The sequence below is a fragment of the Planotetraspora mira genome (assembly GCF_016863275.1).
Classification (GTDB): Bacteria; Actinomycetota; Actinomycetes; order Streptosporangiales; family Streptosporangiaceae; genus Planotetraspora; species Planotetraspora mira.
Map to the genome: position 1 here is coordinate 43,707 of NZ_BOOO01000053.1, position 12,987 is coordinate 56,693.

General features: G+C 66.5%; 9 protein-coding genes. 5 read left to right on the forward strand and 4 right to left on the reverse strand.

Annotated features, from left to right (window positions below):
• Nucleotides 1-168: 168 nt before the first annotated feature.
• The 3 genes from Pmi06nite_RS39730 to Pmi06nite_RS39740 all read right to left on the reverse strand — a co-directional run bounded on the left by Pmi06nite_RS39730 (nt 169) and on the right by Pmi06nite_RS39740 (nt 8,909).
• Entirely contained in the window at nt 169-738 is a 570-nt protein-coding gene (locus Pmi06nite_RS39730) for a hypothetical protein (RefSeq protein WP_203958416.1), read from the reverse strand.
• Nucleotides 738-7,931: a DNRLRE domain-containing protein gene (locus Pmi06nite_RS42830; RefSeq protein WP_203958417.1), complete on the reverse strand. Its 7,194-nt coding sequence runs from the start codon at nt 7,929-7,931 to the stop codon at nt 738-740. Before Pmi06nite_RS42830 ends, Pmi06nite_RS39730 begins: the two co-directional genes overlap by 1 nt.
• Nucleotides 7,932-8,468: 537 nt before the next feature.
• A complete protein-coding gene (locus Pmi06nite_RS39740; RefSeq protein ID WP_203958418.1) occupies nt 8,469-8,909 on the reverse strand; it encodes a hypothetical protein in 441 nt (146 codons plus the stop codon).
• Nucleotides 8,910-9,324: 415 nt separating this feature from the next.
• On the opposite strand from Pmi06nite_RS39740, the gene Pmi06nite_RS39745 reads away from it, so the two are divergent.
• From Pmi06nite_RS39745 to Pmi06nite_RS39765, 5 genes are all read left to right on the forward strand, one after another.
• A complete protein-coding gene (locus tag Pmi06nite_RS39745) occupies nt 9,325-10,170 on the forward strand; it encodes a DUF2637 domain-containing protein (protein ID WP_203958419.1) in 846 nt (281 codons plus the stop codon).
• A 12-nt stretch (nt 10,171-10,182) separates the two neighbouring features.
• Complete coding sequence (locus Pmi06nite_RS39750) at nt 10,183-11,244, forward strand: toprim domain-containing protein (RefSeq protein WP_203958420.1); 1,062 nt, start codon at nt 10,183-10,185, stop codon at nt 11,242-11,244.
• On the forward strand, nt 11,213-11,863 hold the full coding sequence (locus Pmi06nite_RS39755) for a hypothetical protein (protein ID WP_203958421.1): 651 nt from the start codon (nt 11,213-11,215) through the stop codon (nt 11,861-11,863). The genes Pmi06nite_RS39750 and Pmi06nite_RS39755 overlap by 32 nt, the downstream gene beginning before the upstream one ends.
• Nucleotides 11,864-12,049: 186 nt before the next feature.
• Complete coding sequence (locus Pmi06nite_RS39760; protein WP_373317365.1) at nt 12,050-12,244, forward strand: helix-turn-helix domain-containing protein; 195 nt, start codon at nt 12,050-12,052, stop codon at nt 12,242-12,244.
• 55 nt (nt 12,245-12,299) lie between these two features.
• Nucleotides 12,300-12,476 carry a transposase gene (locus Pmi06nite_RS39765; RefSeq protein WP_203958423.1) on the forward strand — a complete coding sequence of 59 codons (177 nt, stop codon included), beginning with the start codon at nt 12,300-12,302 and terminating at the stop codon, nt 12,474-12,476.
• Here Pmi06nite_RS39765 and Pmi06nite_RS39770 read toward each other — a convergent pair.
• Entirely contained in the window at nt 12,466-12,747 is a 282-nt protein-coding gene (locus Pmi06nite_RS39770) for a DUF8825 domain-containing protein (RefSeq protein WP_203958424.1), read from the reverse strand. The genes Pmi06nite_RS39765 and Pmi06nite_RS39770 overlap by 11 nt on opposite strands.
• Between the last annotated feature and the right edge of the window lie 240 nt (nt 12,748-12,987).

The window sequence follows — 12,987 nt, forward strand, 5'->3', positions numbered from 1 at the left end:
GGTCCATATGACTGAGAGCCAGCAGCCCTTCCCCCACGACCCCGCACAGCCACATGGCAACCAGCCCGGCAGCTCGCCCTACCAGTCGTATCCCCGCCACCACCGCCGGGTCAGACCCGACACCGGCTCGTGGCCGGCGGGGCAGAGCCTGAGGGCTTCACGAGCCTTCTACATTGGCCATTGGCCTGGGTCGAGTGCTCCTACGGAGTAGGTGTCATATATGTCGAGCAGGTCCTCGTCCTGCGGAATGTTGACCTCAGTGAGAGTCTCCCGGCAGGCCAGGGCGGTCAGCGTGACCAGTCCACGCAGACCCGGCAAGGACGATTCCGGGCGCCATCGCGCGGGAGCCGAGCCCGGCCACGGCATTGACCGGGCCGCGTCGCGGAGCTCCCGTGCGGCGCCACTGGGCAAAGCCTCCCAGGGGGCACCGCTCAGCATGGGCTGCAGGAACTCCTCCACGGCTTGGGCAAGGCACCGGTGCAGGGAGTCGGCCTCGTCCGCTGCGTCGCGCTCGTCGAAGAGGACATACAGCCCCAGCGTGGGAACGCTTCGGCAGGCTCGGACCACGGTCCGGCGCTCCGCCGTGGCCAGACCGTTCCACCTGGGATCCGGGAGATCCTCACCGAGCGCGGCGATTGCCACACGCTCCCCCTCGGCGATCCGGTCGCCCGGCAGAGCGAGGACAGTCATCTGACCCGGCCGGTCCCAGCGCAGGACGCAGAGGTTTGGCGTCGTCATCAGCGCACACACATTTCCGGTCGACCCTCGACGTAGTTAAGGTCCCAGTTGTGGACGGAGTTTTGGATTTTCAGGTTTCCGCCAGCGATCATGAAGTCCGCCATGGCCAGGTAGTAGTAGCAGGTACCGTGGGGTGCCCAATTGGCGACCGCCCGCGCTTTGTACTTGTAGGTACCGCTCACGTAGCCCGTACTGCCGATATGTTCCCATCCCCACCACCGCGAGCGGTAAAGACGTACCCGGATGGAGTACAGCGGCACCTTGGCTTTGCACTTGAGGTCTGCGTGGACGTTGACCACATGCGGGTTCGTGTGCGATCTGTGCACATAGGGGACGAAGGCTCCGCAGCCCCACGGGTTGGCGCCGTAGCGGCCGCTCAGGTCCGTGCAGTTCACACTGTCGGCGTTGCAGTAGCCGTAGCTTGCGGCGGTGCCGTCGAACTCCGGGTCCACGGACAGGAAGCGAGCGGTACCCGGCTGGTAGAGCCGTGCCCCCATGAGGACGTCTCCGGTGAGGGTCTCGCTGGAGCGCTGCTTGGCTCCGAGCCAGCCGTACCGGTTGGGGAGGGTGCCCCCCAAGGGGTTGCCGTTCTCGTCGAAGGACTGGACGATCGGGGCCTTGGCCGGATCGAGCGGGTACTGGACCGCGACGTCTCCGTGGACATTCGTCAGCTGAAGCACGGTGTCGCCAGTGTCACTGGTGGTCGCCATCAGATCACCCGTGAGGTCACGCACGTTGCGGGAGATGGTGCGGGCCGCGCCGTTCTCGAGGATCCAGTCGGGGCTGTCCTCCTCCGTGCCGTAGTGGTTGGTGCCTTCCGAGGAGGGGATCCAACTGCCGTCCGCGCCGCGACTCTCGACGGTCCATGCCGCGAGGCGGCTGCCCGGGCCAAGGGTCCAGGTCTGGCGTCGGTCGTTGGCGGTCTGCCGGCGGATCATGTCGTTGACGTAGTAGTCGTACGCGGCCTGCGGGGTCTGGGCGGTGCGGCCGAAGGCGTCGTAGCCGGTGCCTGGTGCCACAAGGCGGTCGCCGGTGTCGTAGGTGTAGTTCACCGTGGTCGGCGTACCGGCGCTGCCATCGGGGTTGTCGATGACGGTGGCGAGAGCGGTGCGATTGGCGTTGCCATCGAAGGTGTAGCTGCGGTGAGTGACGGTTCCGACCTGCGTGTCGTCGACATGGGTCAGCCGGCCCACGGCATCGTAGGTGTTCAGTTGCTGCGCGCCGCCACTGTCGGTCCGGGTGACCACCTGACCGTGGATGTTGCTGTCGACAGTGTCATTCAGCAGCAGCGTGCCGTCGGCTCGGAGCCGGTAGGTCCGGGAGGCTTCTGCTCCGCTGGGATCGACGTCGATGGTTAGGTCGACCCCGCCCGGCAGGTGCTCGACCCGCAGCCGGTTGTCCGTGTCGTACTCGCCGTTGACGACACCGGCGACGGAGTCGCTGATCGAGGTGGCGGCCCCGGTTGGATTCTGGGTGCTGTCGTAGGTGTAGGTGGTGGTGGACGGCGCCGAGTCGGTGATCTGGACGGGCCGGTCGAGGCTGTCGTACCTGGTCTGGGTGGTGTTGCCCGTCCCGTCGTTGTAGGCGATCCGGCGGCCCAGCGCATCGTAGGTCTGGGTGACCGTGGTCGTGCCGTTGTTCACCGTCGCCACCTGGCCGGTCGCCGGCTCGTACGTTGTGGTGGTGTCGGGAACTGCGGTGCCGGATCCTCCGGACACGGAGACCTTGTGGACACGGCCAGCGTCGTCGTAGGTGGTCGTCGAGGTGCGGGTGACGCCGTTGGCGGTCTCGGTGGTCGTGGAGGGGTTGCCCCAGCGGTCGTATTCGACGGTCTTACCGGGCAACTCGCTCGGGCCGGGGCCGCCGGTGATGGCGGCTGCCGGGCCGGTGCTGCAAATCAGGTCGGCCCATTCGGGACGGTCGGCGCAGGGGCCGGTGCCGTTCGCGGACCAGTAGGTCGTCACCGTGGTGCCAGCGTCCTTGCCGTCGGACTTGGGCCGCGATCCTCTGGTCACACGGCCCTGGCCGTCGTAGGCGGTGGTAGTGGTGATGGCGAGTCCGTCCGGGTCGCCGATCGTGTGGGTGGGCAGGCCCAGGGTCCAGTCGTAGGTGGTGCGGGTGGTGCGCGGGTCCGCGTCGGAGGGGTATCCGTCTACCGCGGCGCCGACCACGGTGCTGGTCACCTGGTACTGGACCTTGGCGGAGCCGTCAGTGGGACGGCCTTCGTCATAGTGGAAGACCGTGTGCTGGCGCGCCGCTACTTGGGATCCCGCGGGGACATCGGTGCCGCCGGAGGCTGCGTTAAGGGTGCCGTCGAGGGTGATGAGGTGCAGGGGGCCGAGTTCCTCGGTCTTGAATGGGCCGTTGTACAGCGTTGTGATGGACAGTAGCTGTGCTCGCTGGGCGGAGCTGTCCTGAGCGATCCCCAGCGCGTCGAGTTCGTCCGCGTGAGAGCTGCCCCCCACCGCCAGTTCCCGATTGCCGGCAGTGAGCTGGCGGCTCACGTTTCCAAGGCTGTTGTACTCGGTGCTGGTGATGCGGTGGCCGGGGTTGGCTGTGTTGACTTCGCGCCCGGAGCCGTCAATGTAGGTGATCGTGGCGCGGTTGTAGTCGGCAGCCCGTAGGTCAGTGCCGCCGTGGGACGCCGGTACATGATCGGCCACATCCGGCGGGAAGACCGCGGTGGCATCTGTGGGCGCAGCCGCCTGCCCCCATGCTGCGACGTCACCGGCCCCCATGGCTTCGGGAGCGCCTGCTCCGGTCAGCGGAACATCGTAGACGACGCTGGTCTTCGCGGTGCCGCCGTCGGTCTCGTTCTCGCTGCCGGACCGGAGGGTAGGCCGGGAGGCGGACAGCAGCATGCCGTCGCCCGCAGTGGCGGCGCTGCCTGCCTTGCCGTAGGTGAATGTCCACGGCAGCTGGCCGGGCGGGATGAAGGTGATCACGCGGCCAACGCTGTCGTAAGCGTAGGCGGTCTTCACGGCTGGGGAGATGCGCGGGTCCCAGGTCTCGCGCAGGCGGCCCTGGCCGTCGTAGGCGTAGTCGGCGACGGGGGTGGCGGTGGAGCTGCTGTCACCCGGGGTGGTGGCCCACAGGCGGACCTGCGTGACCTGCCCGACGTAGTCGCCCAGGATGCCAGCGGTGGCGGTGGTGGCGTCCGCGTAGACGTATTCGAGCACGCGGCAGCCCTTGGTGGAAGGTGCCGTGGTGCACTCGCCGGTGGTGACCGCACTGGTGGGAGCGACGACATAGTGCGGGCGGGCCAGGGTCCTGCCGGCGACAGTGACGTGCTCAGGAACCACGGTGGTGGTGGAGTTGGCGGTGGACGTGGACGTGGTGGTCACCTGCCAGGTGGTAGTCGCGGAGGCGGTCTGCGTGAACGTGGCAGTGGCGCCGTCAGTGTCGGTCACGGTGAAGGTGTGGACCGCAGCCACGTCGTTGGTCGCCTTGCCGTCGCTGTCCGCGCTGGTCAGCGTCAAGCTCTCGGCGCCCAGTTCGGGCTTCCAACCGCCTGTGCTGGTGGCGGTGAAGCCGATTGAATCGCCGTTGAGGTCCACTAGGGAGACCGAGGTGCTCGAGGTCTTCTCTAAGTAGGACCAGGTGGAGTCGGCGATCTCCGCAACGGTGCCGGCTGTCCATTGCGCTCCGAAGATCGCCGACTGCCCGTCCTGGGCGCTGCCCTGTGCGGGGCGACGGGAGGAGGCGGTGCGTGTCACCGACAAGCCGAAGACCGAAGCGTCGGTGACCGACTGGGTGTAGTCGCCGGTCAGCAGGTTCACCTCGCCCGGGCCCACCTGTGCGGAGGGGGCATCCCCGGCGTTGCGGTCGACAGTGACGTCGATCGGTTCCGAGGCGGGAGGCGAGTTGTGGCCATCGAACAGAGCGATGATCTGGATCGAACCGTCCTCGGTGAGGGTGTCGGTCACATGCCAGATGAGCGTGAGGGAAGTTCCGTTACTCATGGCAAGCGGCCAGGTGACCGAGGAGCCGTCGGAGGCCGCGGTCACATCACCCGCGGGGACAGGGGTCCAGGTGTCGGTCTCACCGCGGCGGTATGCGAAAGTGACCGCAGAGACGTCAGCCGGCCCGGATGCCTGGAGTTCGACGTTGCGGGCGGGGCGGTCACCGGTCCCCGGGGAGGTGATCCGCCCTATGCCGACGTGAAAGGTCAAGACTTGTGACGCTGAGAGGTTCCCGGCCAGGTCGACCGTCCAGGCGGTAAGGGTGTGGCCGCCGTCGGCGGTGGGCGTGTACTGGATCTCGACCGATGTGCCGTCAGTGTCCACGGTGGTGGCTGCCGCACCGTCGACGCTGTACCGGATCTGGGCGGCGTCGGAGTCAGGTGGGGTGAGGGTGAACACGCCGGGGGTGCCAATGGCGCCGGCCCACGCATCGGAGGGGTAGTCATCGGAGTCGATGCCGGGGGCCGCGGGGGCGGTCGTGTCGACGGTGAATCGATAGTGGGCAGTGGCGCCCCAGTTGCCCGCCGCGTCCACGGCGCGCAGGTGTAGGTACCAGGTACCGTCACCCTTGGTGGCGCTGTAACTGCTGTCGGTGGTGTCGACGGTGGTGTCGGGGACGGTGTTGGGCTGATCGTCGACCGTCAGGCTGTAGCCGGCGGCGGCGCCGGTGGGCGGGGTCCAGGTGGCGTGGAAGGCGCCGGAACTGTAGGCACTGTTCTGGTCTGGATGGCTGGTGGAGGTGATGGTGGAGGTGGGGGGCAGGGTGGTGTCGATGGTGAACTTGAAGTGCGCGGCGCTGGTTGACCAGTTGCCGGCCTTGTCTTTGGCGCGGACGTGGAGGTACCAGGTGCCGTCTCTGGCCACGGTAGTGCTGTAGCTGGTGTCAGTGGTGTATGTGTCAGTGATGGTCGGCAGGGTGGTGGCGCTCTGATCTGCCTTGACCGCGTAGCCGGCCACGCCGGACAAGTCGGCGGGGGCCTTCCAGGTGAAGGAGGCGGTCTTGGAGTTGTAGGCGCTAGTGGGCAGCGGGTGGGTGGAGGAGGCCAGGGAGGTGGGGACGCCGGGGGTTAAAGCGTCGACGTTGAAAGCGAAGTGCTTGGCCGACGACCACAGGCCCGCACCGTTCTTCGCGGCAGCATGGACGTACCAGGTGCCGTCAGCGAGGCCGGTCCTCGACAGGGCGGTACCGGTCTGGGTCACGGTGGTGCCCGGATCCGTGCCAGCGGACTGGTCGATCTTGACCGCGTAGCCGGCAATGCCGCTGGCATCCGTGGCCGACAGGGCGGCGGTGAAGTCCTTGGCGCTGTACCAGCTGCTGGAGCTGGGGTGACTGCTGCTGGTCACCGTCGGTGCCGCGGGAGCGGTGATGTCGACAGTGAGGGTGTTCCAGGCGGACCAGGCACCGGTGTCGGTCCCATCGGAGGCCTGGGCGCGCCACTTGTAGGTGGCCTGAGCGAGTGCCGGGGCAGTCCAAGAGGCGGTGGCGCCGGAGGAGACGGTGGCGGTGGTGCCCGAGGCCACCTTGGTGGTGCCGGTAGAGTTCCACACCTCGAAGGTCAGCTTGACGGCGTTGCCGTCCGCGTCGGTGGCCTTGGCCTGCAGCGTTGGGGTGGTATCGGCGGTGGCGGTCCCCGAGGCGGGGGCGAGAAGGGCGGCGGCGCCAGGCTTGGTGTTGTAGTTCACCGTCAGCTTGGGCGCCTTGGTGGTGTCGGAGTAGTTCGCCGAGCGGTACTTGCGCCATGTGTTGTTGTCGGTCTCGTCCGTGCCGTACAGCATCAGACCGTAGTTGGCCGCGCCGTTGGCCCAGGCCTGGACGATCCCACCGATTGACCAGGTCTGCCAGGCATCCGGGCAGGATGTGGAGTAGCCGTGGGCCTCTTTGGACGTGACTTGGTTCGTCGCCGTGGAGGAAGGGCGGGCGTCCCAGGTAACCGCAACGGGGTCCCAGCTCGTGGTGATCTGTCGGACTGTGACACCCGAGCCGGTGATCGAGCAGGAGAAGGACCACCAGGAGTACAGCTGAAAATTCGCGCTAATGACGTGCTTGCCGGTGACCTTCGAGACGTCGAACTTCAGGTACGAGCGCGCCTTGGTCGTCCCGGAATCGTAGGTGCCTGTCCGCAGTTCGTCCGAACCACGCTGGGAGCCGGCGTAGTCCGTCTCCAGCCAGGTGTCGGTCGTCTGGGCCAGCGTTGAGGTCGGGTCCACCGTCACCGGATAGGTCAACGCCGGGTCGGCCAGCCATCCCGGGTCCGGGGTCAGGACCAGCGTCGTGGTGCCGTCCGCGTCCTTCTCGATCGAGGTGGCGACCTCGGCCTGGTGAAGCGGCTCACCCGAGTCGGCGCCCAGCGAGGAGTCCCACATCCGCGGAGCCGGAGCGACCGCCACCAGCTTGCCCGCAGAGTCCTTCATCAACAGGTGCCCAGTCGGGTCCTTGGACATCGACAGGCCCGTGAGATTGACCGGGATCCGATAGGACACCGGCGCCGTTGGGGCGGCGTCTAGGACCACGTTCTGGGTGAAGCCCTGCGGCAGGGCCTGCACCGTGAGGGTCGCGCCGTCGCCGAGGTCATAAGAAGCGACGTCGCCCCTGATGGTCGGGGTCGGGAGTTTGTCCTCCCACCCCAGACCAAAAGTTTTCTTGCCCGCAGTGACCGACACCAGGCTGGTGTCACCGCCGTCGGAGACCTTGATGTCTGCCGGCGTCACCTTCGGTTGCAGCGAAGGTCCCGTGTCGGAAAGGTCGGTGTCGATGTTCTTCCAGGTGCCGTCGTCCTGTTTGACCCGTACCTGTCCGGCGTATGTCTCCGTGGTTAGCGACCCGTCGGGATTCGCATACGTCGTGGAATCATCTGTTCGCTCCGACAGCACCTCCACCCGGCTGTGCTGCATCTGAGCCGCCATCATCGCCGATACCTGGTCCGGACGCTCAGTCACCAACGGTGTCGATGCTGCCTCCGCCGCCGTCAAAACCCTCGACGCGGCCGGTGTCATCACGACCACTGCCTGGCAGAAGGCCACTGCGCATGCCACCACCGCCGCAGATAACCGGCGTGGCATCGAAGTCGGCAGCATGCGTCGCGCCCGGCGACGCTGGGGGTGAGAACGCACTTCAGTGGATCGTGACTGCAGCCGGGACAGGCGCACGTCAAACCTCGCAAGAATTTCGAGTAAGACAAACGCACTGATCGTAAGAACTGTGATCAACCACGTAAATGTGACGCTCGGCAACCTCGTCGGCACAGGTGTAACGCTTGAGCACATCCAGGCGATAGGCACACCAATACGTAGGCAAACGGGCGGTTAACCACCACGTCAGGAGCACTTTCACGCGGGGCCCTCTAGGCGATCAACACCGCAGGCGTCCGGTCAACGTACGCGTCCACTGAGACATGAATCACGCTGAATGCGGTCGTCCGGCTCATATTGGGGATCTGCATGCCCTTCCAGCCAGCAAGTCAATGCCGCGGAGCGCCTGCAGATCTACTCGGAGTCGAGGACGGCCGGGTAGCAGAAGGGCGCAGGTGAGCGATGCAGAAACCACGGGCGGGTGTAGGAGCAAACCTCACCACTCTCCCGTCTGCGGCTCAAACGTCAGGAGGACGGGGTCAGATAGCGCGCGGCAATGACCACAGAAGGCCGTCGGGGTGCTTTTGGCCCATGGGATGATCTCCAGCAGATGAGCGCAGCTCTCCCGACTGGCAGCCGACGGGAGCCGACGACTGCGCAGTCGCGATGGCGTTTCGCCACCAGGTCGACTACCGCCTGTTAGGCCTCGCCCGCCTTTTCCCGACCTTGTTCGAGGCGTGCGGCGCTGATGATGAAGTCGGCTACGAGTTGGCGGCCGCCATCAGACAGCTCGACCAGCGCTCGCAATGCCTCCCTGTTGAGGCCAGATTCGCCGACTAAGGACGAAGCGGCTACTCGATCGGCGGTCTCTTCCGCCTCGTCGTCATCGCCGAAATAGCCGATCGGCACGCCGAAGAACGTCGACAGACCTTTAAGGGTCTTGAGCTGCGGGTTGTCGGATCTCCCCGTCCTCAGCTTCCAGATCGTCGTGGACGACAGGTCCTCCCCCGTCGCCTCCGAGATCGCCGCAGCGGCCTCGACGTTGTTCTTCGGCAACCGGCTACCCGCCGGCCAGCGGTTCTGGATCAACCACTCAATCTTGGCCGCGAGCGAACTCGTGACGCTCGCGTCGTCAGGCACGGCCCATCACATCAACTTTAAGCAACAAGTCCGTCACTTCATTCACTTTGATTGACAGTTGGTAACGCTCCGTGTCTATCCTGCTGTCGTCCATCAACTTTAGTTGATGGGCTCAGCCTCTCCACGCTCGAAGGTTACCGATGCCAGCAACGCTCACGCGAGCACCTGACGAGACCAGGGCACGTCGCGCACGCCTCCTGCAACTCCACCATGAGCTCAGCCTCCGCCACTTCCACAGCCGACTGGTCCGCCGGCGCCGTACCAGATGGGCCCTCAAGGTAGGTCGCCACACCGTGTACTGCGCCGGAGCCGACGGCGTGTACGCCTACGTCACTCGGCAAGGCCTCCTCCTGTCCCCCGCCGACCAGAACGGAATCGCCGCAGCGGCGTCTCGCCTGACAGAACGTGGCATGAAGTGACGCGCCGCCTCACCGTCGCCATCACCCTGGCGGCCTGCATCGTGGCACCGCTCGTGCTGGCTCTGGCCGTACTCGGTGGCATCGGATCCTTCGCCACGATCCGCGACCTCGCAGAGCCGTGGTTCGGCACTCACGCATGGATCGTGCCGCTCGGTGTCGACGTCGGCGTCCTCGCACTCCTGGCCTGGGATCTCCTCATGGAGTTCGCCGACCTGTCCTGGCCGATCCTGCGCTGGGTCGCCTGGGCATTCATCGCGGCAACCGTCGTCCTCAACGTCGCCGCCGCCCACGGCGACCCTGTCGTCGGAGTCATGCACGCGGCGATGCCCGTCCTGTTCATCACCGTCATCGAAGGCATCCGCCACCTCATCCGCCGCTGGGTCGGCCTCGCCACCGGATCACGCCGCGAACGCGTCCCCCTGACCCGCTGGCTCCTGTCCCCCGTCTCAAGCTTCCTACTCTGGCGCCGCATGGTCCTGTGGAACATCACCAGCTACCCCCGCGGCCTCCAACTCGAGTACCTGCACCTGCACGCGATCTCGCCGCTCCACCAAGAGCACGGCCGTTGGATGTGGCGATGGCGCGCCCCCCTGTCCGAGCGGATCGCCATCCGGCTGCAACTCGCCGGCGCGGCACTCCCCACCAGTCCGCTCTGCCAGCAAGACGGCGACGACCAACTCATCCAGGCCGCCCAAACCATCGTCTCCCAGGCCGAGCAACAGGGCGTCCGGCTCAGCCAAATGGATCTCGCCGCTCAACTCCGCGCCCAGGGCCACCGCATCGCCAACGAACGGCTGCGCTGGCTGGCCACAACCATCGGGCTCCGCCGCGAATCCGTCTAAGGAAATACGCCCATGCTTATCGCCATTCACCAGCACGCTGAACGCTTCTTCCAGGCCCATCACCGCGGCAGTTGGGTGCCCGATTACCTGGTTGAGCGGGGCTTCGACACCGTCACACAGCGACAGTGGGGAGCCGGCTACGCCCCCAACGAATGGCGCGCACTCACCCACCACCTACGCAACCTCGGCTTCGGCGACACCGCGATCGAAGCCTCCGGCCTCGCACGCAGAACAACGCGGAAGACACTCGTCGACTTCTTCCGCGACCGCGCGGTGTTCCCCATCAAGGACCCCGACGGCACGACGATCGCCTTCATCGGACGAAGCCGCCACAGCGACCCCAAATACCTGAACAGCCCGCACACACCCATCTATGCCAAAGGCCAGACCCTGCTCGGCCTCCACGCGATCACCACACACTCCACACCCGTCATCACCGAAGGCCCCCTCGACGCGATGGCGGTGACACTCGCCGGCCAAGGCCGTATGACCGGACTCGCTCTGTGCGGCACCGCATTGACACCCGACCAGGTCAAAGCCCTCGCTGCGGCCACAGACCTCAGCAACAGCGGCGTCCTGATCGCCCTCGACAACGACCGCGCCGGACAGGAAGCCGCGGTTCGCTCCTACGCCCTCTTCAAAGACAGGTGTACCACTGACGCCATCGCACTCCCCCGCGGCTGCGACCCGGCGACGGTCCTCCGCGACGCCGGACCCGCGACCCTCTCCCTACTCCTACGCGAGAAAGTCCTCCCACTGGCCGATCTGGTGACCGACGCCGCCATCGCCCCCTGGCAACACTCGCTCCAGTACGCCGAAGGACGCCTTGGCGCCCTCCGCTCAGCCGGAAAAGCAATCGCCGCGATGGCACCTCACGACGTTCCCCGGCAAGTCGCCCGCGTGGCCGCCCGACTCAACTTCGACCACGCCATGGTCACCGAAACCACCGTCGACGCCGTGAGCGCCCACCTGGCCATCGGCGACTTCCCCCTGCCACCCACCGCCGGCAACACCACTGCACGCCACTCGGGAAGGAAGCCGAATGAACGACCACCACGAGGACCCACTCCGTGAAGCAGCAGCACAAGGCCTTGAGCGGGCTGTCCAACTGACCTCCGTCGCCGGCGCCGCAGCACAGTTCCGCGTGCAGATGAAGGCAGAACGCGCACGGGAACAGGCCGAACAGCAACAGCAACTCGCCCGCCAGCTCCGAACCGCACACCGAGCGGCACGGCATGCGGCACGCCTGCAATGGCTACCCGCCAACGACCCGGCCTGGCTGAAACGCGCGAACCTCAACCACGTTGCCCAGGCATGGGCCGCAACGATTCCGTACATCGCTGAAGACAAGGCCGCCGAGCGTACCCGTCTCAAATGCGAGGAACGGCTCCGCCAACTCCACCCCTACGGCATGCACCAATACGACCGGCTCATGAGCGAGGGCTCTGCGCCGGAGCAGGCCATGCGCAAAGCCGCACCCTTCTTCTCTCGGGAACCCAATCCGCGCACCGGCCACGCTGCGCCAAGACGGCGCGAGCTCTCCCCCGTGGAACTGGCCCAGCAAGACTTCCCGATGCCGATGGCCGCCGTCCTGGGCGCGAAACCCGTCGCAACTCCAGCCGTTCAGTCGGCACGGCCGACGCATCGAGCTGCACTAAACCCAAAGCGTGACCATCGACTACGGGAGGATTGACGCCGTGGAAGCACTGGCCAGCAGCTACGCCGGCGCTCCGCGACGAGGGGCTCACCCGCACGGAGAAGGGCATGGGGTCGTTCGTGGCCCGCCCGGAGAACACCGACTAGTCCTCGCTCCCGTCAGACGCCGAGGAGGCGAGATGACGCCCGTGTCTCTGCTGACTATCGCGGAAGTCGGTGAGGCCTGAAGCTTTCCCCCAGGACCGTGTACCGGCTGATCGGCGGCGGTGAACTCCGCGCGGTTGATGTCGCGCCCCGCGGATCGCTGAAGCCGAAAGCGCGAGTCCGGGCCGACGCCCTGCAGGCCTACATCGAGGCGCAGACGTCCACCGGCTGCAAGTCGCTCGCGGTGACAGGGCGGCGCCCGACTGGTGCGTGACGGTAGGGCTCCCGCCTCTTTGCGGTCTTGACCTGGGGTTTCCTAGCATCCATGCATGACCAAGTGGGTCGGCGTGCACGGCTACGAGATCGAGGCGATCGTCCTCAACGGCCGGCAGCGCCTGCGCGTCCGCCTGTACGGGTACCTGGTTGCCTACTGCATGAGCGTGGCCGAGGTCGCCCGGCATGTGGACCTGGCCGACCTCGTCGAGGTAGTCGAGCTCAGTCCGTAGTCTTCGCGGCTTTCTGCAGGGCCATCTGCGCCTCGTGGGCGTTGTCCACGGTCTTCCACCACGGGTGCCCGCGCAACAACATGGTCAGCTCCAGGTGTGCGGCCCGCGCCTCATCGATCTCGGCCTGCTGCTCGTCGCTGATCTCCGCCTCTTGATTGGCGATATCCACCGGCGACGGCAGACCTACCAGGGCGGCCTCGACGCCGGCCTGCGCCTCGTCGAAGGCCCGGCGGGCGTCGAGCAGATCGGCCGGGATGTCGTAGTCAGCCACGTAGCGGCGGCGAAGGCATCGACCCGACTCCAGATTCCGACGCTGACGGCTTCATCGTCCAGTGGGGTCGCCGCTCCTGGAGCGACGGCCGCCTTACCCTGTCGTTCACTCGGCAACTTTCCGTGGCTGACATCGGCGACAGAGATGATCCCTACTGGCAGCCCGAACTGTGGCAGCTCGACTTGGAAATGGCCTTCAACGACGAGCCCGACCTGCTGGGCCTCCACAGGTTGGACATTC